The following is a 21,933-nucleotide window of genomic DNA, read 5'->3' as shown; positions in this document are numbered from 1 at the left end:
GTCGAGGGTAGGCACAGCCTTCGACGCGACACAGTCCCAGAGCGGGTGTCGGCACAAGGGGGGACCACTCGTACCCCCGGCGCGGACCGCCGCACACGAGACGGACGGGAGGCTCGGCTCAGGTCGCGGGGACCGGCTGCCGGTCCCAACCGAGTTCGGCACCGATCGCGACGACACCGGCGAGCAGGCGCGCGTTGAACTCCACGCCGAGCTGGTTCGGCACCGTCACGAGCACCGTGTCCGCCGCAGCCACCGCGGCGTCGTCCGCGAGCTCGGCGACGAGCCGCTCCGGCTCGCCGATGTAGCTCCGGCCGAAGCGCGCGACGCCGCCGTCGAGGTGCCCGACCTGGTCACGGCCCTCGACCTGGGCCCGCACACCGAAGAAGTGCCGCGACTCGTCGTCGGTGATCGGGATGATGCTCCGCGAGACCGAGACGCGCGGGGTGCGGTCCCACCCCTGCTCCGCCCACGTCGACCGGAACCGCTCGATCTGCTCGCGCTGCAGCTGGTCGAACGGCACGCCGGTGTCCTCGGTCAGGAGCGTCGACGACATCAGGTTCATCCCCTGTTCGGCCGTCCACTCCGCGGTGGCCCGGGTCCCGGCGCCCCACCAGATACGGTCGCCGAGCCCCTCGGACAGCGGCGACACCGGCAGCACGCCGTCCCGGCCGGTCATCCTCGGGTTCGCCTGGGCCATCGGGGTGCCGGCGATCGCCTGGCGGAAGAGCGCGGTGTGCCGGCGGGCCATGACGGCGTCGTCCTCGCCGTCGCCCGGCACGTACCCGAACGCCTCGTACCCGGCCTCGGCCGTCTCGGGCGATCCCCGGCTCACGCCGAGCTGCAGGCGGCCGCCGGAGATCAGGTCGGTCGCGGCGGCCTCCTCCGCCATGGACAGGGGGTTCTCGTAGCGCATGTCGATGACGCCCGTCCCGATCTCGATGCGGGACGTCCTGGCGGCGATCGCGGCGAGCAGCGGGAACGGGGCGGCCTGCTGCGGGGCGAAGTGGTGGACGCGGAAGTACGCGCCGTCCACGCCGACCTCCTCGGCGGCGACGGCCAGGTCGATGCCCTGGAGGAGCGCCTCGCGCGCCGATCGCACCCGAGACCCCGGGTGGTCCTGCCAGTGTCCGAAGGAGAGGAAGCCGATGGCGGTCATGTCCGTGCAACCGCACGGGCAGGGCCGGCCATTCCCACACGATGCGGCGCGGTCCTAGGCTGCACGGAGGGATCGGGGGCGGATGGACCAGGTGGCGCTGCTCGGCGTGCTCGCGACCACGGCGATCGCGGTCGCGGTGAGTCCGTTGCCGATCACCGCCGTCGTGCTGCTGCTGCTGGCGCGCCGCGGTCGTGTGTCGGCGGTGTGGTTCGCCGTCGGCTGGGTGGCCGGCGTCCTCGTCGGCGTCCTCGTGACGGCGCTCGTCGCCGATGCCCTGCCCGACCCGGACGCCCGCGGCAGGGACCCGGTCGTCGGCTGGATCACCGTCATCGCCGGTGTGCTGTTGCTCGCGGTCGCGGCGTGGCAGTGGACGCATCGGCGACTCGCGGACGGCCGTCCGGCGACGGTCCGGTGGTTCGCGGTCGTCGACGACGTCGGGCCGAGGCGTGCCGCGGTGCTCGGGCTCCTCGCGGTCGTGGCGAACCCGAAGAACCTCGTGCTCTCGCTCTCCGCCGGGATCACGCTCGGCGAGGCGGCCGCGACCACTGCTCCCGTCGGCATCGTCCTCGCCGTCGTCGCCTACGTGCTCGTCGGTGCGCTCGGGGTGGTGCTGCCGGTGGTCGCGGTGGCCGTGGCGCCATCGGGGACGGCGCGGCCACTCGCCGCCGTCCGCGAGTGGCTCCTCCGCCGAGGGATCATGTTGCTCGTCGTGGTCCTCGTGGTGCTCGGCGTCGTCGAGGTCGTCGGGGGCCTCCGGCAGCTCTGACGGCCGGGCTAGCCTGGAGCGGATGGACGACCCCGACCCGCGCTCCGCCCTCGACGAGGAACGCACCCGTGCGCTCCGGCTCGTCGCGGACGTCGAACGGAACATGCAGGACGTCAGCGACGCTCGTGACGGTGCGAACGTCGACGACGAGCACGACCCGGAGGGGGCGACCCTCGCCTGGGAGCGCGGCTCGCTCGGCGCCGTCCGGGACGCCGCTCGCGACCGCCTCCGCGAGGTCGACGCCGCGCTCGTCCGACTCGCCGACGGCCGGTACGGTCGGTGCATCGTGGGCGGCGAACCGATCCCCGCGGCACGCCTGGCCGTCGCGCCGTGGGCCGCGACGTGCGTCGCGCACGCGAGCTGAGCCTCCAGGCCGGACCATCGGCCACACCGGACCCCGGTCGGGGCCGTCGGATCCGCACCGGCCCCGGACCGGCGGATTCGGAGTCGTGATGCCGCGGATTCCCAGCCGTGCTTCCTACGCTGCCGCCATGGACGACGACGACGACGAGCACGAGGGCCGCGCGGTGCGATCGCGCTTCCGCTGGTTCCGCGACGTCCGGGCCTGGATCCACGCCCGCCCGCACGTGCACCTGCCCTACCGGATCCTGGTCGGGATCGTCGGCGGACTCATCGTCGTCATCGGTCTGATCCTCGTGCCCCTGCCCGGCCCCGGCTGGCTCATCGTGTTCATCGGCCTCACGGTCCTGGCGAGCGAGTTCGCGTTCTTCTCGCGCATCTCGGCCTGGTTGCGCGTCCAGCTCCACCGGTTCTGGGACTGGGTCCGCCGTCATGGCACGGAACGGATGCGCGCCGCTGCGGACCGCGGCAAGTCCTCGGTCGACGACGCCCACGCGGACGCCACTCGGTCCGTCGGGACACCGCCCGCCGCTTCCGTGCCGATCGCGCCCCGCCGACCGGCACGCTGACCGCGCCGGTCAGACCGTCCGGATCGACCCCGAGGTCGAGCAGGCGACCTCGGCCGCGGCGTGTTCCTCGACGGCCGCGGTGCGCCGGGACACGAGCTGCATCACGAGCGCGACAGCGGCCGCCAGCACCACGAACGACCCGTACCCGATGATCACCGGCACGAGCCCCGTCATCGGTTCGAACAGCCCGGCGACGACGCTCGGGACCCCGAACGCCAGGTAGCTCAGGACGTAGATCGTCGAGAGGATCCCGGCCCGGTGGGTGGCCGACGCCTCGGCGAGGAGCATCCGGAGCGCGGCCTGGAACCCGGCGCCGAACCCCACCCCGGCGATCACCGACCCGACGAGGAGCCCCGGGAGGGACCCGGCGACGACGAACGCGACCAGACTGACGGGTCCGAGCACGAGTGCCCACAGCCCGACGAGCATCGCGCGACGGGTGTCGACGCGCTGCAGGACCAGCCCGGTGACCGCTCCTGAACCGGTGAACACCGCGATGAGCGCGCCGGCGGCGAAGTGGTTCGTGATCCCGAACACGGTGCCGAGCACGCTCGGTACGAGCGACAAGTACATCCCGCCGAGCGCCCAGCTCGACACGAGTGCGCCGGCGACGCTCCGGAACAGCGGCCGGGAGGCCCGGGGCAGGCTGATCGTCGGGGCCAGCGACCGCAGGGCGCCCGGGCGGCGCTGCACGCGTTCCGGGACGACGACGAGGGCGACGGCGGCGAGCACGAGCAGCGACCCGAACACCACGTAGACGAGCTGCTCCGGCGCGGGCCCCCACTCGACGAACGCGCCGCTCGACATCGCCCCGACGGCGAGGGCGATCGGCGGGGTGACGCCGTTCAGCACGCTCGCGAGTGCCGGACGGGTCTCGAGCGAGTGGTCGAGGAGTGCGGCACCGAGCGTGCCGAGCAGCACCCCCACCGAGACGCCCTGCACGATGCGGGCGACGATGAGCGACGCGACCCCGTCGGCGAGGGCGAACAGCACCATCGCGACGACGACGCCGACGGCTCCGGCGAACAGCACGGGCTTCCGACCGACGTGGTCCGAGAGCGAGCCCGCGGTGACGAGGCTCCCGAGCAGTCCGACGACGTAGATCGCGAACACGCCGGTGAGCATCAGCGGCGTGAGGTGCCACTCCGCGGCGTAGACGGGGTAGATCGGCGAGGGGACCGCGGACGACGCGACGGACACGAGCAGCATCGCCGCGATGATCCAGAACCCGGCGACGGATCGTGCTGACTGCATGGGTGGCCTCTCCATGTACGTGTCCGGTGGTACTGGTCATTCGTACCGTAGACCTGCTGTACGACGCAAGTCGTACAAGCCGGCGGACGGTGGTAGCGTCCCGTACATGCCCGAGTTCCTGCCGCAGCCGACGAGGGACGAGCTCGACCTGCCGACCGTCATGGCAGCGCTGTCCGACCCGATCCGGCTGACGATCCTGCGTCGGTACCTGGTGGACGGCGGCGGTGCCGAGCTCGCGTGCGGATGGGTCGGCATCGACCGGCCGAAGTCGACGCTGACGCACCACTTCCGGACGCTCCGCGAAGCCGGGCTCATCGAGCAGCGGCAGTCCGGCCTCGAACGGCGTTCGCGGGTCCGGGTCGACGACGTCGCGGCGCGGTTCCCGGGACTCCTCGACATCGTGCTCGACTGGCACGTGCCGAGCGGCGTCCTGGTCGATCCGCTGCCCGCCGCCCCACGCGCACTCGCCGACACGGCCGCCGACGCCCGATGACCCCGATCGTCCCCGATGCCGCCGTCGCGCGCGCCCTCGCGGCCGACCTCGCCGCCGCGGGGTTCACGGTCCAGGGGCTCGACGAGCTCTGGGGTGCCGAGGCCGCGGCGGCGCTCCATCGCGGCAACCGGACCCCGGCGATCCGCGCGCTCGGCGCCCGACCGTCGTCCCCGCTCAGCACGCTCGCCCGACTGTTCCTGCTCGGACAGGCGGCCGGTCGTCTGGACGCGGCCGCGGGCCTCCCGTCCGTCGGTGTGGAGGCGCTCGTCGCGACGGGTCTCGTGACGACGGACGGCGACGTCGTCCGTCCGGCCGTCGACCTCCGGCCCTACGCCTACGTCGACGACGCCGGCGCGGGCAGCTGGTGGGTGGTGTCCGACCTCGGCGAGCTCAGCCTCGGGGGACCGCTCGGCGAGGAGCACGTCCTCGGCATCGGCGGTGCGTCGACGACGCTGAGCGGTCTCATGGTGCCGGTGCACGTCGAGCGGGTGCTCGACCTCGGGACCGGCTGCGGGATCCAGGCCATGCACGCCAGCCGGTTCGCCGACCGGGTCGTCGCGACGGACGTCTCGCAGCGCGCCCTCGACATCGCCCGGTTCAACGTCGCGCTCAACGGCATCGACAACGTCGAGTTCCGCCTCGGGTCGCTCTTCGAGCCGGTCGCGGGGGAGCGGTTCGGCCGGATCGTGTCGAACCCGCCGTTCGTCATCACGCCCCGCGCCGAGGGCGTCCCGGCGTACGAGTACCGCGACGGCGGCATGGTCGGCGACGCGCTCGTCGAGACCGTGCTGCGCGGGCTCGCCGAGCACCTCGAGCCGGGTGGCACCGCGCAGCTGCTCGGCAACTGGGAGCACCGCTCCGGGCAGGACGGGCTCGCGCGGGTCGCGGCGTGGTTCGACGGTGCCGCCGGGGCCGACGGTCGAGCTCCGTTCGGCGGATCGGCTGCGCTCGACGTGTGGGTCGTGGAACGGGAGCGTCAGGACCCGGCGTCGTACGCCGAGACCTGGATCCGCGACGGCGGCACCCGACCGGGCACGCCCGACTCCGAGCGGCTGATGGGGCTCTGGCTCGACGACTTCGCCGAACGACACGTGATCGGTGTCGGGTTCGGGTACGTCGTCGTCCGCCGGCCGCTTGGACCGGACGCCACCCCGCCGTTCCGACGCTTCGAACGCCTGCCGGAAGCCCTCGGTGCGAACCCGACCGGGCTCGGGCCCACGGTCGCGAGGAGCCTCGACGCGATCGCCTGGCTCCGTGCCGAGCAGGATGCGCTCGGGTCGGCGCACCTCGTCGTGGCGGGCGACGTCACCGAGGAGCGTCACTACTGGCCGGGCAACGACGACCCCACCGTCATCACGCTCGTGCAGGGTGGTGGCCTCGGCCGTCGGGTGACGGCCGACACGGCGCTCGCCGCGTTCGTCGGTGCGTGCGACGGTGAGCTGTCCGTCGGGGCGATCGTCGGCGCGCTCGCCGAACTCCTGTCGGTCGACGAACGTGCCCTGGCGGCCGAGCTGCACCCCCGTGTCCGCGACCTGCTCGTCGACGGACTGCTCCAGCCCGGCGCCTGACCCCGGTCTAGCGGCCGTCGCGCCAACTGTGCTGCGGCGCGTACCCGAGCAGCTCCCGGGCCTTGTCGCTCGACAGCAGGCTCGACACGCCGTCGATCGACGCGTTCCGCGGGATGTCCGGGAGGAACCGGTCCGCGAGCTCGATCGTCGGTGTGTCCATCACGGTGTCGGGGCTCGCGATGATGAACGCCTCGAACCCGGTGAGGTCGCTCTCGACGGCCTTGCGGACCGCCTGCGCGCCGTCCCGCGAGTCGATGTAGGACCACAGGTTGAACGTCTTGGCCTCCGGCGTCGCGTCCCACGGGAAGGCGGGGTAGTCGGTCTCGTCCATCACGTTCGAGAACCGCAGGCCGATCATCTTGAGCTGCGGGTCCCACTGCGTGAAGTGGCGAGCCATCTCCTCCTCGACGGCCTTGCCGAGGGAGTACGACGACTTCGGCCGGACGGCGAACTCCTCGTCGACCGGGATGTAGGGCGGGTGGTGCTCGCCCATCGGGATCCCGAGCAGCGTCTCGCTGGACGCCCACACGACGTTCCGGATGCGGGCCGCGCGGGCTGCGTGGAACACGTTGATCGACGCCGTGACGTTGTTCGTGATGAGGGCGACGTCCGGCACCTGGCCCGGTGCCGGGATCGCGGCGAGGTGCACGACGGCGTCCACCGAGTCGTACCGGTCGTCCACGCCGAGCAGGCAGTTGAGGACCTGCCCGTAGTCGGTCAGGTCGGTGCGGACGAAGGACACACCGTCGGGCAGGTCCGGGGACGGGACACGGTCCAGCAGGACCACGTCGTAGCCGTTCGATGCGAACTCGCGCACCACGGCCCTCCCGAGCTTGCCGCTGCCACCGGTCACCACTACGCGCGTCATCGCGCCTCCTTGCATCGATCGGGATCGGCGGCGCTCCGGCCGCCCTGTGCTCGCGGCGCCGTGCCGCTTCGCGTCGTGCTCGCGGCGTGTGCCACGTCGTGCTCGCGGCGCGGAGGCCGCTGTTCCATCATGCTCGGTCCGGCCCGGGACCGGCCAGTTCCCGGGCGATGCGTCGACAACTGTCCACTCACCCCCCTGTTCGGGGTACAAGTCGCCGCGAATCGGGGGACCGACCGACCCGGACACTGTTTTCCGAGCGTTCGTGATGGCTACGATGGCGCTTGCGCTCGACGGCTGGTTACCGTCGGCGTCCGCGCCGCTCCAGAGTCGGCGGCGCGCGCTGCAGCCTCCTGATCCGGCTGTCAGTGCCCCGACGGCTCGGAGCGTCACGATGCGCCCCCGCGGTCCGCTGCGGGGGCGCATCCCTGTCCGCGCTCGGGCCGGGAGGCTCAGGCGGCGGGCGACCAGCCGAGCTCGGGGGCGATCTGTCCGGCGACCACGCTGAGGATGCGTCGGTGCGCCGCGGCATCGCCGTTCGCCGGCAGGGTGACCACGAGCTGGTCCGCTGCCTGGACGGCGGGGTCCGAACGCAGCGCGTCGGCGATCGTCTCCGGGGAGCCGGACAGCACCGTGCTGAACCGGAACGGCGGGTTCCCGGAGAGCGGGCGCCCGTCGTCGTCCATCCCGGCGGCGTAGCTCTCGATGAACTCCCGGTGCGTGGCGCGGTCCTCGTCCGACAGGAGCGGTACCACGATGCGCCCGACGGCCACGCGACGGATGGCGCCGGGATGGGCCGCCGCGAGCCGGGACCGGTACGCGTCGATCTGCGCCGCCTGCGCCTCGGCGAACGGCGCACCGGTGTCCTCGGTGTTGAGCGTCGACATGTGGATGTTCAGACCTCGCTCGGCGGTCCGGATCGCGGTGCCAATGCTCCCACCGCCCCACCACACCCGGTCGAGCAGCCCGTCGCTCTGTGGCTCGACGAACAGGTCCTTGCCGGCGGGGATGCTCTCGTACCCGGAGCCGGACGTGCCGAGGGTGTCGCCGCGGAGCGCCTCGAGGAGCCGTTCGCCCCGGGCCTCGGCCTCCTCGCGGAACGGTCGGTCGACGCCGCCGAACAGCGGGTCGAGGACGGGTCCGGACTGCGGGATGCCCGTGCTGATGCCGAGTTCGACCCGACCGCCGCTCAGCAGGTCGACCGTGGCGGCGTCCTCCGCGAGCCGGATCGGGTCCTCGTACCGCATCCCGAGGACCGCCGTCCCGAACCCGATCCGGCTCGTGCGCTGGGACACTGCCGCGAAGAACGTCATCGGGCTCGTCAGGAACGGCTCGAAGTGCCGGCCCCGGACCCACCCGGTCGTGTAGCCGAGCTCCTCGGCGTGCTCGAAGAGCCGGATGCCGTCCTCGAGCGCGGCGGCGGCCCCGGCGCGCCCGTCGTGGTTCGGGACGAAGGAGAGGAAGCCGAGTTCGAGCATGCCCCGAGCCTAGTCCGGCGTTCGTTGCGTACGCATGGACCCCCGGACGGGAGGCGCGGGGCGGCGGCGACCCGCGCCTCCCGTCCGTCCCGCGGTCGCGCCCGCGACCTCCGTCGCCCGGGCAGGTGCGCGAGGATGGGGGCACCATGACCGACACCGGAACCGCCGTCGCCCCGCTCATCGCCGTCCTCCCACCCGCGGGCGACCCCGACGCGGTCTACCTGGCGTTCGCCGAGTGGACCGCAGACTCGGGACGGCCGCTCTACCCGGCGCAGGACGAGGCACTCATCGAGCTCGTGTCCGGCGCGAACGTCGTCCTGAGCACCCCGACCGGCACGGGCAAGAGCCTCGTCGCGGCGGGAGCGCACTTCGCGGCGATGGCCGAGGGCAAGCGCTCGTTCTACACCGCGCCGATCAAGGCGCTCGTGTCGGAGAAGTTCTTCCAGCTCGTCGACCTGTTCGGTGCCGCGAACGTCGGCATGGTCACCGGCGACTCCGCCGTGAACGCCGACGCTCCGATCATCTGCTGCACGGCTGAGATCCTCGCCAACCTCGCGCTCCGCGAAGGACCCGACGCCGACGTCGACGTCGTCGTGATGGACGAGTTCCACTTCTACGGCGACCAGGACCGCGGCTGGGCGTGGCAGGTGCCGCTGCTGGTCCTCGAGCGCGCGCAGTTCCTGCTCATGTCGGCCACCCTCGGGGACGTCACCACGATCGCCGACGACCTGTCCGAGCGCACCGGGCGACCGACCGCCCGCGTGACCGGGGTCTCCCGGCCGGTGCCGCTCGACTACGAGTACGTGCAGACCCCCGTGCAGGAGACCGTCGAGTCGCTCCTCGCCGACGGCAAACGGCCGATCTACATCGTGCACTTCGCCCAGGCCGCAGCCCTCGAGCGGGCCCAGTCCCTGACGAGCATCACCGTCGCCTCCCGCGAGCGCCGCGACGAGATCGGCGCCGCGATCGCCGGGTTCCGGTTCTCCGCCGGGTTCGGGCAGACGCTCAACCGACTCGTCCGCGCGGGCATCGGCGTGCACCACGCGGGGATGCTGCCGAAGTACCGGCGGCTCGTCGAACAGCTCGCCCAGCGCGGACTCCTGCCGGTCATCTGCGGGACCGACACGCTCGGCGTCGGGATCAACGTGCCGATCCGCACGGTCCTCCTGACGGGACTCACGAAGTACGACGGCACGAGGATGCGGCAGCTCGGCGCGCGTGAGTTCCACCAGATCGCGGGGCGGGCCGGTCGCGCGGGGTACGACACCGAGGGGACCGTCGTCGCCGAGGCGCCGGAGCACGACATCGAGAACGCCCGCGCGGTCGCGAAGGCCGGCGACGACCCGAAGAAGAAGAAGAACATCAAGCGGAAGCGGGCGCCGGAGGGGTTCGTGTCCTGGGGGCAGCCGTCGTTCGAGCGGTTGATCGGCGCCGAGCCGGAGCCGCTCGTGTCGCACCTCACGATCACGCACGCGATGGTGCTGTCGATCATCGCGCGCGGGGGCGACGTGTTCCGGAACGTCCGGTCCCTGGTGTTCGAGAACCACGAGCCCCGTGGACGGCAGCTGGCGCTCGCACGCCGGGCGCTCGCGATCGGACGGACGCTGCTCACCGCCGGGGTGATCGAGCGGGTGCCCGGCCCCGACGGTTCGACGACGGTCCGCCTGACGATCGACCTCCAGCCGAACTTCGCCCTGAACCAGCCCCTGTCGCCGTTCGCGTTCGCGGCGTTCGAGCTCCTCGACCCCGAGTCGCCGTCGTACGCGCTCGACATGGTGTCCATCGTCGAGTCCACCCTCGACGACCCGCGGCAGATCCTCGGCGCCCAGCAGTTCAAGGAGCGTGGCGAGGCCGTCGCCCGGATGAAGCAGGAGGGCATCGAGTACGAGGAGCGGATGGAGCTCCTCGAGGAGGTCACCCACCCTCGTCCGCTGCTCGAGCTGTTGACGGCGGCCTACGAGTCCTACGCCGCCGAGCAGCCGTGGGTCCTCGACTTCCGCCTCTCGCCGAAGTCCGTGGTCCGCGACATGTACGAGCGGGCGATGACGTTCGGCGAGTTCGTCAAGTTCTACGGCCTCACGCGGTCCGAGGGGCTCGTCCTCCGCTACCTGTCCGACGCGTTCCGCACGATGCGGCAGACGATCCCGACCGAGTCGCGGACGCCCGAGCTCGAGGACATCGTGGAGTGGCTCGGGGAGCTCGTCCGGCAGGTGGACTCCTCGCTCGTCGACGAGTGGGAGGCGATGGTGTCCGGCGTGCTCGTCGACGGCGGCGACCCGGCGGACGACATCCTGCCGCCGGCACCCCCCCGGCTCACCGCGAACACCCGCGCGTTCCGGGTCCTCGTGCGCAACGAGCTGTTCCGGCGCGTCCAGCTCGCCGCGCTCGACGACGTCGCGGCACTCGGCGAGCTCGACGCCGAGGCCGGGTTCGACGCGGACGCCTGGGACGCCGTGCTCGAGGAGTACTACGCCGAGCACGACACGATCGGGACCGACGCCGACGCCCGGTCGATGCAGTACCTCGTGCTCACCGAGTCCGGCCGGACGTGGCACGCACGGCAGGTCTTCGCCGACCCGGCCGGGGACAAGGACTTCGGGATCGTGGCGTCGATCGACCTCGACGCATCGGACGACGCCGGGGAGGCCGTGGTGCGGGTCCGGGAGATCGGCCGGTTCGACGGGTGGACCGAGGTGGACGTCGACTGACCGCGTGGTGCCGCCCCGGTTCGGGGGAGCGCGCGGGCACGCCGGACCGTGTACATTCCGGAACAGTCTTCGAAGGGACTCCCAATGCGCATCGGTTCGAGCATCGCCCTCATCGTGATCGGCGCCATCGTGGCGTTCGCCCTGGACTTCCAGGTCGCCGGCATCGACCTCCGGCTCATCGGCTACATCCTCATCGCCGCCGGTGTCGTGCTGCTCATCATCAGCCTCGCCGTCGGGTTCGGCGGACGCCGCACCACGAGCACCACGCGTTCGAGCGTCGACCCGGCGTCGGGTGAGCAGATCACCCACCAGGAACGCCGCGACGGCACCTACTGAGGCACGCGCCGGGTCCGCAGCGGGCTTCGAGCGTGCAATCGTGCCCCGTGATCGCACCGGTCACGGGGCACGACTGCACGCTCGGCGCTCGGCGCTCCGCGTCTGGGCGCTGCACGCTCGGCGCTCGGCGCTCGGCGTCTAGAAGAGCGTCGCGGGCGGGGTCGCTTCGGGCAGCGGAGCGGGCTCGCTGACGTCGACGCCCGGCCACCCCGGTCCGTGCGGGACCTCGGTGCGCTGCTGGTACGCCGTCGCCGCACCGCGGGCCCGGACGTCGGCAGCCTCGTTCATCTCGTGGCCGACGTGCCCACGGACCCACTCGAACCGGACCTGACGCCCCTGCAGCTCGGCGTCGAGCTCCTTGATGATCTCGACGTTCATGACGGGCTTGCCGTCGGCCTTCCGCCAGCCCTTGCGTTTCCAGCCCACGAGCCACTCGGTGCACGCCTTGATCGCGTACTGGCTGTCGCAGAGGATGTGCAGCGGCTCGTCGGTGCCCTTGGTCGCTCGCAACAGCTGCAGGACGGCGGTCAGCTCGCCCTGGTTGTTCGTGGCGTTCGGCCAGCCCCCCGCGGCCCAACGGTCGTCGTCGACGTACCAGGCCCACCCGGCGGGACCGGGGTTGCCGAGGGCGGATCCGTCAGCGGCGGCGACGATCGTCACGAAGTACCTCCAGGTGTGCGCGAGTGCCGGACCACGGTACCGGACCTGGACGAGTCCGCTCCGCCTCCGGCTGTCCCGGAGACCGCTCGTCGTGTCGCCGCGGTCGTGCCTGGGAACCGTGGACCCCGGAGCGCATACCGTCCAGGAGACATCCACGAGAGGACGACGATGACCGACGAACGAGGACCGGCCGAGCGCCTGCAGGACGCCGTGGTGGAGCACGACCCGCACGGCGAGAGCGCGACGGAACAGCGCGAGGACGACACCAGCTACAGCCCGTCGAGTGAGCGGGAGACCGAGGCGTCGCAGCACCTCCAGCGCGACGACGACGATCTCCGCGCCGACGGCATCGACCCCTCGCGGGTCGTCGCCGCACCGGGCACGGGCGGCGCTGACGACGCGGGCGACGTCGAACCCGAGCCGGGCGACCTCAACCTGCCGTGGGAGCAGGACTCCAAGCAGGGCTGACCACTCGACGAGTGAGCGGGAATCGTCGGGTGCGCCGGGTCGTCCCGACGATTCCCGCTCACTCGACGGGCGCGCTCGCTACGAGACCGCGTCCGGGTGCGACCCGGTCCGCTGCCCGGACTCGAGACCGGCGATCGCGTCGAGGTCCTCCTCGGTCAGCGTGAAGCCGGCGATGTCGATGTTCTCGGCGATCCGCGACGGCGTCTCCGACTTCGGAAGCACCACGACGCCCTGCTGGACGTTCCAGCGCACGAGCACCTGCGCCACCGACACGCCGTGCCGCGCTGCGACGTGGGTCAGCACCGGGTCCTCCACGAGTCGCCCGCGCCCGAGCGGCGACCACGCGGCCGTGACGATGTCGAGCGTCGCGTGGAACGCCATCAGCTCGCGCTGCGGGAGCCACGGGTGCCGCTCGACCTGGTTGACGACGGGCACGACACCGGTCTCGTCGACGAGCCGCTGCAGGTGCGGCACCTGGAAGTTCGAGACCCCGATCGAGGTCGCCCGGTCCTCCTCGTAGAGCCGCCCGAGGGCTCGCCAGGTGTCGACGTACCGGTCGTTCGCCGCGGCCGGCCAGTGGATGAGGTACAGGTCCACCCGGTCCGTCCCGAGCCGCTCGAGCGACGCGTCGAAGGCCCGGAGGGTCGCGTCGAAGCCCTGGTGGGTGTTCCACACCTTCGTCGTCACGAAGACGTCCTCGCGGGCGAGTCCCGACGCGCGGACGGCCCGGCCGACGCCGGCTTCGTTGCCGTACATCTCGGCGGTGTCGACGTGCCGGTACCCGTCGGCGAGGGCGGTCCCGACGACCGACTCCGCGGTGTCGTCGTCGACCTTGTACACGCCGAAGCCCACGGCCGGGATCGCCCGACCGTCGAGGAGTGCGAACGACGGGGTGACTGCGGGATCGACCATGTCCCCATGCTGCCGCCTGGAGCCGGCCCGCGCACGCGATCCGCGCCTCCCGTCCGGCACGCGTGTCCCGGACCGGCGCGGTCGCGGACCACCGGACGGGAGGCGCTGCCGAGGCCCGACGGGCGGGCCCTGTCCGTCAGGTGGTCGGGATGTCGACCGGTTCGGTGTCCGGGATCGGGCTGGCGTCCCGTCCGCGGAGGTCCGGCAACCAGCGACGCGTCGCGAGCGGCAGGAGCACGCCGGCGAAGGCGCCGACGGCCGCCGCGGCGAGACCGCCGACGGCGCCGTGCGCGTCGATGAGGAACCCGGCGACCGCCGACCCGATCGCGGCGCCCATCAGCTGCCCGGTGCCCATCCACCCGTAGGCCTCGGCGGTGTCGCTGAACTTGACGGTCGCGGAGACCGATCCGAACATCACCGCGAGCGCGGGGGCGATGCCGGCGCCGGCGATGAGCAACGCGAAGCACAGCCAGGCGAAGCCGACGTGGCCGGTCGCCAGGACGAGGCCGAGGAACACCACGCCCATCCGGAGCCACAGCGCGTTCGGGGAGATCGGCCGGTGACCGAAGGACAGACCGCCGGCGAGCGACCCGACGGCGAACACGGCGAGGACGATGCCGGCGTTCGGGCTGCCCTCGCCGAACGCCTTGGTGACCCCGGCCTCGACCGCGGCGCACGCCCCGATGAGCAGGAACCCGGTGAACGTCGTGACGAGCACCGCGGGCCGCCGGAGCACGACGCCGAACGCGCGCTTGGACCGGGGGATGCGCACGCGGCCGAGCTCGGGCGAGGCGATGAACCACACGCCGCCGATGAGCAGGAACACCATCGCGAGCACGATCGCCTGGACGGTCCCGATCTGGGTGGCGACGAACGTGGTGATGACCGGGCCGGCGACCCAGATGAGCTCCTGCGCGGACGCGTCGAGCGAGAACAGCGGGGTGAGCTGCCCGGAGGTCACCATCTTCGGGTAGATCGTCCGGACCGCGGGTTGGACCGGCGGCACGGCGAGACCCCCGACGAACCCGACGACCATGTACAGCCAGAGCGGCATGAGCACGAACGCGATCACGCCCATGCTCGCGAACGCGACGACGCTCGTCAGGACGAGCACCGGCCGCATGCCCCAGACGCCCATCCAGCGGCTCGTCAGGGGGCCGGAGATCGCCTGGCCGATGCTCGACACGGCGAGGACGAGTCCGGCTGCCGCGTAGGAGTGGTCGAAGATCCGCTCGATGTGCAGCAGGTAGGCGAGCGAGAGCATGCCGAACGGGAACCGTGCGGTGAGCTGGGCGGCGATGACGCGGCCGACGCCCTGGGTCCGAAGCAGGTTGCCGTATGCGCTCACCGGCCCAGTGTACGGAGCCGACGGACCGCTCCGGGATCGTCGGTGGAGTGCCACATCGGGGCCTGTCGGACCACCTCCAGAACGGGGGGCGACGGGCGCTGCGGCGGCACGCCGCGACACGCCGTGACCGAGATCCCACACCCTGTGGAGGCGCGTCTCCACACCTGTGCAGCGATGTCGGTGGTGCCGTGGAGAATGGCGGAAAACCGGGCCTCGTGACCGTCGCGGTGGAATGTCCACACTGTGGAGGGGCTGTGGAGAACTACACGCCTGTAACACTTCCTCTTGTGGTCGCTTCCGGTGGCGGGCACAAGATGTAGTATCGACAAGCCGAACGAGGACACCCCGTTCCGGCCCACGAACATCATCGGAACACCATCCGTCGGGCGTCTCGTCCGACCGGAACCCAGGGGAGATCATGGCCGTCACCGTCTACACCAAGCCGTCCTGCGTCCAGTGCACCGCGACCTACCGCGCGCTCGACAACAAGGGCATCGAGTACGAGATCCACGACGTCTCCACGGACGACGCCGCCCTCGAGCACGTCAAGAGCCTCGGGTACCTGCAGGCTCCGGTCGTCGTGACGGACGACGACCACTGGTCCGGCTTCCGCCCGGACAAGATCGCCGGTCTCGCCGCCGAGCTGGCCTGACTCTTCGCCACGCACCGGGTGCCGGGCCGGACGGTCCGCACCCGGTCAGCACCAGGAGGCGCACGATGAGCAACCTCGTGTACTTCTCGAGCGTCTCGGGCAACACCGCGCGCTTCGTGGAGAAGCTCGGGCGGCCGGCGGTCGCCATCCCGCTCCGCGCCAAGGAGCCTCCGCTCACCGTCGACGAGCCGTACGTGCTCGTCCTGCCGACCTACGGCGGGGGGAACGGCCACGGCGCCGTCCCCAAGCAGGTCATCGCCTTCCTCAACGACGAGCACAACCGGTCGTTGATCCGCGGCGTCATCGTCGGCGGGAACACCAACTTCGGGGACGCCTACGGGCTCGCCGGCGATGTCGTGGCGCGCAAGTGCCACGTCCCCGTGCTCTACAGATTCGAACTCTTCGGAACGCCTGACGACGTGCAGGCGGTCAACACAGGATTGGATGCATTTTGGACGCAGCAGTTGCAGACGTCGATCTGACGACGTCGGCGACGGGGATGGACTACCACTCCCTCAACGCCATGCTGAACCTCTACGGGCCGAACGGGGAGATCCAGTTCGACAAGGACCGCGAGGCCGCCAAGCAGTACTTCCTGCAGCACGTCAACCAGAACACCGTCTTCTTCCACAACCTGAAGGAGCGGCTCGACTACCTGGTCGAGAACGAGTACTACGAGCGTGCGGTCATCGACCAGTACCCGTTCTCGTTCGTCGAGCAGCTGAACGACCTGGCCTACGCCAAGAAGTTCCGGTTCCAGACGTTCCTCGGCGCGTTCAAGTACTACACGAGCTACACGCTCAAGACGTTCGACGGCAAGCGCTACCTCGAGCGCTTCGAGGACCGCGTCGTGATGACCGCCCTCGGCCTCGCGCAGGGTGACCAGGACCTCGCGGTCGCGCTGGTCGAGGAGATCATCGGCGGCCGCTTCCAGCCGGCCACCCCGACGTTCCTCAACACCGGCAAGGCGCAGCGCGGCGAGCTCGTCTCCTGCTTCCTCCTCCGCATCGAGGACAACATGGAGTCGATCTCCCGCGGGATCAACTCGGCGCTGCAGCTCTCCAAGCGCGGCGGCGGCGTGGCCCTCAGCCTCTCCAACATCCGCGAGGCCGGTGCCCCGATCAAGCAGATCGAGAACCAGTCCTCCGGGATCATCCCCGTGATGAAGCTGCTGGAAGACTCCTTCTCCTACGCGAACCAGCTCGGTGCGCGGCAGGGCGCGGGTGCGGTGTACCTCTCCGCACACCACCCGGACATCATGCGGTTCCTCGACACCAAGCGCGAGAACGCCGACGAGAAGATCCGCATCAAGACGCTGTCGCTCGGTGTCGTCGTGCCGGACATCACGTTCGAGCTCGCCAAGAACAACGAGGACATGTACCTGTTCTCGCCGTACGACGTCGAGAAGGTCTACGGCATGCCGTTCGGCGACGTCGCGATCTCCGAGAAGTACCGCGAGATGGTCGACGACGCCCGGATCAAGAAGACCAAGATCAAGGCGCGTGACTTCTTCCAGACGATCGCCGAGATCCAGTTCGAGTCCGGCTACCCGTACATCGTGTTCGAGGACACGGTGAACAACGCGAACCCGATCAAGGGCCGCATCAACATGTCGAACCTCTGCTCGGAGATTCTGCAGGTCAACACCCCGACGACGTACAACGAGGACCTCTCGTACAACGAGATCGGCAAGGACATCTCCTGCAACCTCGGCTCGCTGAACATCGCGCTGACGATGGACTCGCCGGACTTCGGCAAGACCATCGAGACGGCGATCCGCGGCCTCACCGCCGTGTCGCAGATGTCGCACATCGCGTCGGTCCGCTCGATCGAGGCCGGCAACGACAAGTCGCACGCCATCGGCCTCGGCCAGATGAACCTGCACGGGTACCTCGCCCGCGAGCACGTGCACTACGGCTCGGACGTCGGCATCGACTTCACGAACATCTACTTCTACTCGGTGCTGTTCCACGCCCTGCGCGCCTCGAACAAGATCGCGATCGAGACCGGCACGACGTTCGACGGCTTCCGCGACTCCAAGTACGCGTCGGGGGAGTTCTTCGACAAGTACACCGACCAGGAGTGGGTGCCGGCGACGGCTCGGACGGCGGAGCTCTTCGCCGCGTCGAACATCGCCATCCCGACCCAGGACGACTGGAAGGCGCTCAAGGCGTCGATCCAGGAGCACGGCATCTACAACCAGAACCTGCAGGCCGTGCCGCCGACCGGGTCGATCTCCTACATCAACCACTCGACGTCGTCGATCCACCCGATCGCGTCGAAGATCGAGATCCGCAAGGAAGGCAAGCTCGGTCGCGTGTACTACCCGGCGCCGTTCATGACGAACGACAACCTGGAGTACTACACCGACGCGTACGAGGTCGGCCCCGAGAAGATCATCGACACCTACGCCGCGGCGACGCAACACGTGGACCAGGGCCTGTCCCTGACGCTGTTCTTCAAGGACACCGCCACCACGCGCGACATCAACAAGGCGCAGATCTACGCATGGCGCAAGGGCATCAAGACGATCTACTACATCCGCCTCCGGCAGATGGCCCTCGAGGGCACCGAGGTCGAGGGCTGCGTTTCGTGCATGTTGTGACGCCTCCGGCGTCGTGCATGTTGTGACGCCTCGGGCGTCGTGCATGCTGTAGTCGCTCGAGCGACCGCCTCCGGACTGGAGGGACGGTGCCAGCCCGCACCGTGCCTCCCGTCCGGCCCCCATCACCATCTCGACAACGCAGGAAGAAGTCATGACGCTCACCGATCCGGTCCACGCGACTGGCAAGTCCATCCCGCTGATCCGCCAGGTCAGCGCGATCAACTGGAACCGCATCCAGGACGACAAGGACGTCGAGGTCTGGAACCGTCTGGTCAACAACTTCTGGCTGCCCGAGAAGGTACCGCTGTCGAACGACGTCCAGTCGTGGAACACCCTCACGCACGACGAGCAGCAGCTCACCATGCGCGTGTTCACCGGGCTGACGCTGCTCGACACGATCCAGGGCACGGTCGGCGCGATCTCGCTCATCCCCGACGCGATCACCCCGCACGAGGAGGCCGTCTACACGAACATCGCGTTCATGGAGTCGGTGCACGCCAAGAGCTACTCGTCGATCTTCTCGACCCTCGCGTCGACGCCCGAGATCGACGACGCCTTCCGCTGGTCGGTCGAGAACCCGAACCTGCAGAAGAAGGCGCAGATCGTCCTCGACTACTACACCGGTGACGACCCCCTGAAGCGCAAGGTCGCCTCGACGCTGCTCGAGTCGTTCCTGTTCTACTCCGGCTTCTACCTGCCGATGTACTGGTCCTCGCGCGCCAAGCTGACGAACACGGCCGACCTCATCCGCCTCATCATCCGCGACGAGGCGGTGCACGGGTACTACATCGGCTACAAGTTCCAGAAGGGGCTCGAGGGTCTGTCGGAGGAGCGCAAGCAGGAGATCAAGGACTACACGTTCTCGCTGCTGTACGAGCTCTACGACAACGAGATCCAGTACACGCAGGACCTCTACGACGGTGTCGGCCTGACCGAGGACGTCAAGAAGTTCCTGCACTACAACGCCAACAAGGCGCTCATGAACCTGGGCTACGAGCCGATGTTCCCGAAGGAGACGACGGACGTGAACCCGGCGATCCTGTCGGCACTGTCCCCGAACGCCGACGAGAACCACGACTTCTTCTCCGGGAGCGGTTCGTCGTACGTCATCGGCAAGGCGGAGAGCACCGAGGACGAGGACTGGGACTTCTAGCGGAGTCCGCCCGTCCCGGAGTCGATCCGGCGCCGAGGATGCGGAAACCCCCAGTCCCGCGAGGGCGGCACTGGGGGTTTCTGCATCCTCGCCCGGGGCCGGGGCCGGGGCCGGGGCCGGGGCCGGGGCCGGGGGTGCCCGGCGGGGCACGGGTCGGCGGGGCTCAGCGCGGCACGGTCGCCGTTCCCCGTGTCAGCTGCGGGATCTCCGACCGGTAGCGCTCGAGTGCGTCCGGTCGGGCCCCCACCGCTTCGAGCGCTGCGAGACCGGCGCCGAGGATCGGCGGTGCCGTCACCCAGGCCGGGACCGCGTTCGGCGCCGCCGCGGCCAGTCGAGCCGTGACCGCATCGGAGAGCAGCGGGTGCCGGGCGGCGAGCACACCACCACCGAGCACCACCGTCACCGACCGCTCGGACGTCGTGCGTTCGAGACCGAGTCGTCGCATCGCCGCGACGACGAGCAGCACGATCTCCTCCGCCTGCCGGTCGATGACGGCTCGGGCGACCTCGTCCCCGCCGTCGGCGACCTCGAAGAGGACCGGGGAGAGCCGGTTGATCGCGGAGCCCGGGATCCGCCCGAAGTGGAAGCCCTGGGTCACAGACTGGACGTCCGGCAGGTCGAACGCCGCGGGCACTGCGAGCTGGAGCGCGGTCGCAGGACCACGCCCGTCCTCGGCGCGGGCCGCGTGCCAGAGCGCACGGTTGCCGAGGAACGCACCGCCGCCCCAGTCGCCGGACAGGTCGCCGATCGCCGGGAACCGGGCCGTCGCACCGTCTGCACGGACACCGATCGCGTTGATGCCGGTGCCGCAGACGACGGCGACGGCGTCCGGTGCGAGGGTGCCGGCGCGGAGGAGGGCGAACAGGTCGTTGTCGAGCACCGCGGGTACCCCGCCGTCGGCGTCCCAGTGGGCGAGCGCGGCGCGTGCCTCGACGATCTCCTCCTCGAAGTCCATCCCGGCGAGGTACACGTGCGTCGTCAGGATCGCCCGTCCGTCGAGGGCGGCGAGGACCCGACCGCGCAGGTCGTCGAGGATCCGTCCGGAGACGCCCCAGCCCTGCGTCTGCGGGTTCGTCCCGGGTCCCCGCGCATGGCCGACGACCCGGCCGTCGAGGTCGACGGCGACGACGTCGGTCTTCGAGCCGCCTCCGTCGACCGCGATGACGACCGGGGTCAGCGAGTCCACGGCAGATGCTCCGCGTTGTTGGCGAGCAGCAGGTCGGTGAGCTTCTCGGCCCGGTCGATCTGCCCGACGAGCGGGTGCGCGAGCATCGCCTGGACGACGCGGTCCCGTCCCCCGTGCACCGCGGCGTCGAGCGCGAGCCGTTCGTAGCCGGCGACGTGGGCGACGAGCGCGGCCTTGTCCGTCTCGAGCGGGGTCACGGGGAGCGCCGTGATCCCGGACGCGTGCACCCGCGACGGGACCTCGATGACGTGGTCGTCCGGCAGGAAGTCGAACGTGCCGTCGTTCCGGACGTTGAGCACCTGCACGTCGCCCTTGTCGGACAGGATCGACGACAGGACGTCGATCGCCGCCTCGGAGTAGTACGCACCGCCGCGCTGTTCGAGCTCGGCGGGCTTCGTCACGACGGACTCGTCCGCGTACTTCGCGAGCAGCGCCCGCTCCGTGTCCATGACGGCCTCGGCGCGGGTCCGTTCGTGCAGCTGCTCGTCGAGGACGATGTCGTGCTCGTAGAAGTAGCGCAGGTAGTACGACGGCACGGCGCGCTGCAGCCGGAGGAGCGACGGTGCCATGTGGACGCTCTCCGCGACGTGCTCGAGCTGCGCGCCGACGAGGTCGTCGATCACGTTCCGCTCGACCCCGGACGCATCGGTGATGTGGACGCCGCGCTCCCACGTCAGGTGGTTGAGACCGACGTGGTCGAGACGGACCTGGGTGTGGTCGACCCCGTACTCCGCGGCGAACCGGCGTTGGAACCCGATCGCGACGTTGCAGAGTCCGACGGCACGGTGCCCGGCCTCGAGCAGCGCCCGCGTGACGATGCCGACCGGGTTCGTGAAGTCGACGATCCACGCGTCCGGCTTCGCGTGCTTCCGGACGAGCTCGGCGTACTCCAGGACCACCGGCACCGTGCGGAGCGCCTTGGCGAACCCACCGGGTCCGGTCGTCTCCTGGCCGATGCAGTGCTCGTCGTGGGGCCAGGTCTCGTCCCGCTGCCGGGCCGCCTGTCCGCCGATCCGGAGCTGGAACATGACCGCGTCGGCGTCCGACACGCCGGCGACGACGTCGTCGGTGACGTGGATGGTGCCCGGGTGGCCGGCGTGCGCGAACATCCGCTTGGCGACGCCGCCGACGAGTTCGCGGCGGACGGGGTCCGGGTCGACGAGCCAGAGCTCGTCGATCGGCAGCTGGTCCCGGAGCCGGGCGAAGCCGTCGACGAGTTCGGGCGTGTAGGTGGAGCCTCCACCGATGACCGTGAGTTTCACTGTGGTACCTGTCCCTTCGGGTCGACCGGCAGGGTGCCGTCGACGACGACGTCGTGGGTGGAGGACGGGTGTCGCCCTCCGAGTGGTGTGCTGAGCGCGGGCTCCGGCCCGCGGCTGCGCCCAGGCCGGGGCCC

The 21,933-nt window shown here is 70.7% G+C and carries 21 protein-coding genes; 12 read left to right on the top strand and 9 right to left on the bottom strand.

What is annotated here, in order from left to right:
- Nucleotides 1–118: 118 nt before the first annotated feature.
- Nucleotides 119–1,156, bottom strand: coding sequence for an LLM class flavin-dependent oxidoreductase (locus tag ACO0E0_RS14255; protein WP_422872104.1), 1,038 nt, complete (start codon nt 1,154–1,156; stop codon nt 119–121).
- Between the two features lie 82 nt (nt 1,157–1,238).
- Here ACO0E0_RS14255 and ACO0E0_RS14250 point away from each other — a divergent pair, with 82 nt between their 5' ends.
- The 3 genes from ACO0E0_RS14250 to ACO0E0_RS14240 all read left to right on the top strand — a co-directional run bounded on the left by ACO0E0_RS14250 (nt 1,239) and on the right by ACO0E0_RS14240 (nt 2,851).
- Nucleotides 1,239–1,922 (top strand): GAP family protein, encoded by a 684-nt coding sequence (locus ACO0E0_RS14250; protein ID WP_422872103.1) that lies wholly within the window; start codon nt 1,239–1,241, stop codon nt 1,920–1,922.
- A gap of 22 nt (nt 1,923–1,944) precedes the next feature.
- On the top strand, nt 1,945–2,286 hold the full coding sequence (locus ACO0E0_RS14245; protein WP_422872102.1) for a TraR/DksA family transcriptional regulator: 342 nt from the start codon (nt 1,945–1,947) through the stop codon (nt 2,284–2,286).
- A 127-nt stretch (nt 2,287–2,413) separates the two neighbouring features.
- Entirely contained in the window at nt 2,414–2,851 is a 438-nt protein-coding gene (locus tag ACO0E0_RS14240; protein ID WP_422872101.1) for a TIGR02611 family protein, read from the top strand.
- Nucleotides 2,852–2,860: 9 nt separating this feature from the next.
- Here ACO0E0_RS14240 and ACO0E0_RS14235 read toward each other — a convergent pair whose 3' ends face one another.
- A complete protein-coding gene (locus ACO0E0_RS14235) occupies nt 2,861–4,105 on the bottom strand; it encodes an MFS transporter (protein WP_422872100.1) in 1,245 nt (414 codons plus the stop codon).
- Between the two features lie 106 nt (nt 4,106–4,211).
- On the opposite strand from ACO0E0_RS14235, the gene ACO0E0_RS14230 reads away from it, so the two are divergent.
- Both ACO0E0_RS14230 and ACO0E0_RS14225 read left to right on the top strand, forming a co-directional pair.
- Nucleotides 4,212–4,598 carry an ArsR/SmtB family transcription factor gene (locus ACO0E0_RS14230; protein WP_422872099.1) on the top strand — a complete coding sequence of 129 codons (387 nt, stop codon included), beginning with the start codon at nt 4,212–4,214 and terminating at the stop codon, nt 4,596–4,598.
- Nucleotides 4,595–6,166, top strand: a complete 1,572-nt coding sequence (locus ACO0E0_RS14225) for a DUF7059 domain-containing protein (protein WP_422872098.1) — start codon at nt 4,595–4,597, stop codon at nt 6,164–6,166. The genes ACO0E0_RS14230 and ACO0E0_RS14225 overlap by 4 nt, the downstream gene beginning before the upstream one ends.
- Before the next feature lie 7 nt (nt 6,167–6,173).
- Here the strand turns inward: ACO0E0_RS14225 and ACO0E0_RS14220 are convergent, their stop codons facing one another.
- Both ACO0E0_RS14220 and ACO0E0_RS14215 read right to left on the bottom strand, forming a co-directional pair.
- A complete protein-coding gene (locus ACO0E0_RS14220) occupies nt 6,174–7,034 on the bottom strand; it encodes an NAD-dependent epimerase/dehydratase family protein (protein WP_422872097.1) in 861 nt (286 codons plus the stop codon).
- A 449-nt stretch (nt 7,035–7,483) separates the two neighbouring features.
- Nucleotides 7,484–8,509 carry an LLM class flavin-dependent oxidoreductase gene (locus tag ACO0E0_RS14215; RefSeq protein WP_422872096.1) on the bottom strand — a complete coding sequence of 342 codons (1,026 nt, stop codon included), beginning with the start codon at nt 8,507–8,509 and terminating at the stop codon, nt 7,484–7,486.
- Between the two features lie 146 nt (nt 8,510–8,655).
- On the opposite strand from ACO0E0_RS14215, the gene ACO0E0_RS14210 reads away from it, so the two are divergent.
- Nucleotides 8,656–11,217, top strand: a complete 2,562-nt coding sequence (locus ACO0E0_RS14210) for a DEAD/DEAH box helicase (protein ID WP_422872095.1) — start codon at nt 8,656–8,658, stop codon at nt 11,215–11,217.
- Between the two features lie 84 nt (nt 11,218–11,301).
- On the top strand, nt 11,302–11,553 hold the full coding sequence (locus ACO0E0_RS14205; protein ID WP_422872094.1) for a DUF6458 family protein: 252 nt from the start codon (nt 11,302–11,304) through the stop codon (nt 11,551–11,553).
- 138 nt (nt 11,554–11,691) lie between these two features.
- On the opposite strand, the gene ACO0E0_RS14200 is transcribed toward ACO0E0_RS14205, so the two are convergent.
- Nucleotides 11,692–12,213 carry a ribonuclease H family protein gene (locus ACO0E0_RS14200; protein ID WP_422872093.1) on the bottom strand — a complete coding sequence of 174 codons (522 nt, stop codon included), beginning with the start codon at nt 12,211–12,213 and terminating at the stop codon, nt 11,692–11,694.
- A 168-nt stretch (nt 12,214–12,381) separates the two neighbouring features.
- Between ACO0E0_RS14200 and ACO0E0_RS14195 the strand changes: the two genes are divergently transcribed.
- Nucleotides 12,382–12,681 carry a hypothetical protein gene (locus ACO0E0_RS14195; RefSeq protein ID WP_422872092.1) on the top strand — a complete coding sequence of 100 codons (300 nt, stop codon included), beginning with the start codon at nt 12,382–12,384 and terminating at the stop codon, nt 12,679–12,681.
- A 78-nt stretch (nt 12,682–12,759) separates the two neighbouring features.
- Here the strand turns inward: ACO0E0_RS14195 and ACO0E0_RS14190 are convergent, their stop codons facing one another.
- Both ACO0E0_RS14190 and ACO0E0_RS14185 read right to left on the bottom strand, forming a co-directional pair.
- The gene (locus tag ACO0E0_RS14190) at nt 12,760–13,593 is read right to left on the bottom strand and encodes an aldo/keto reductase (protein ID WP_422872091.1); all 834 of its coding nucleotides are present in this window, start codon (nt 13,591–13,593) and stop codon (nt 12,760–12,762) included.
- 136 nt (nt 13,594–13,729) lie between these two features.
- A complete protein-coding gene (locus ACO0E0_RS14185) occupies nt 13,730–14,941 on the bottom strand; it encodes an MFS transporter (RefSeq protein ID WP_422872090.1) in 1,212 nt (403 codons plus the stop codon).
- A gap of 418 nt (nt 14,942–15,359) precedes the next feature.
- Here ACO0E0_RS14185 and nrdH point away from each other — a divergent pair, with 418 nt between their 5' ends.
- The 4 genes from nrdH to nrdF all read left to right on the top strand — a co-directional run bounded on the left by nrdH (nt 15,360) and on the right by nrdF (nt 19,351).
- Nucleotides 15,360–15,593, top strand: coding sequence for a glutaredoxin-like protein NrdH (gene nrdH, locus ACO0E0_RS14180; protein WP_055951762.1), 234 nt, complete (start codon nt 15,360–15,362; stop codon nt 15,591–15,593).
- A 65-nt stretch (nt 15,594–15,658) separates the two neighbouring features.
- Nucleotides 15,659–16,075, top strand: a complete 417-nt coding sequence (gene nrdI, locus ACO0E0_RS14175) for a class Ib ribonucleoside-diphosphate reductase assembly flavoprotein NrdI (protein ID WP_422872089.1) — start codon at nt 15,659–15,661, stop codon at nt 16,073–16,075.
- 17 nt (nt 16,076–16,092) lie between these two features.
- Entirely contained in the window at nt 16,093–18,198 is a 2,106-nt protein-coding gene (nrdE, locus tag ACO0E0_RS14170) for a class 1b ribonucleoside-diphosphate reductase subunit alpha (RefSeq protein ID WP_422872088.1), read from the top strand.
- Between the two features lie 151 nt (nt 18,199–18,349).
- Nucleotides 18,350–19,351: a class 1b ribonucleoside-diphosphate reductase subunit beta gene (gene nrdF / locus ACO0E0_RS14165; protein ID WP_422872087.1), complete on the top strand. Its 1,002-nt coding sequence runs from the start codon at nt 18,350–18,352 to the stop codon at nt 19,349–19,351.
- A gap of 163 nt (nt 19,352–19,514) precedes the next feature.
- Here nrdF and ACO0E0_RS14160 read toward each other — a convergent pair whose 3' ends face one another.
- On the bottom strand, nt 19,515–20,537 hold the full coding sequence (locus ACO0E0_RS14160) for an N-acetylglucosamine kinase (protein ID WP_422872086.1): 1,023 nt from the start codon (nt 20,535–20,537) through the stop codon (nt 19,515–19,517).
- Nucleotides 20,525–21,799 carry a 6-phospho-beta-glucosidase gene (locus ACO0E0_RS14155; protein WP_422872085.1) on the bottom strand — a complete coding sequence of 425 codons (1,275 nt, stop codon included), beginning with the start codon at nt 21,797–21,799 and terminating at the stop codon, nt 20,525–20,527. Before ACO0E0_RS14155 ends, ACO0E0_RS14160 begins: the two co-directional genes overlap by 13 nt.
- Nucleotides 21,800–21,933: the final 134 nt, after the last annotated feature.

This window comes from Curtobacterium phyllosphaerae (assembly GCF_049341865.1).
In the GTDB taxonomy this organism is placed as follows: Bacteria; Actinomycetota; Actinomycetes; order Actinomycetales; family Microbacteriaceae; genus Curtobacterium; species Curtobacterium phyllosphaerae.
The sequence above is the reverse complement of the archived record's forward strand: the minus strand, read 5'-3'. Positions and strand labels throughout refer to the sequence as shown.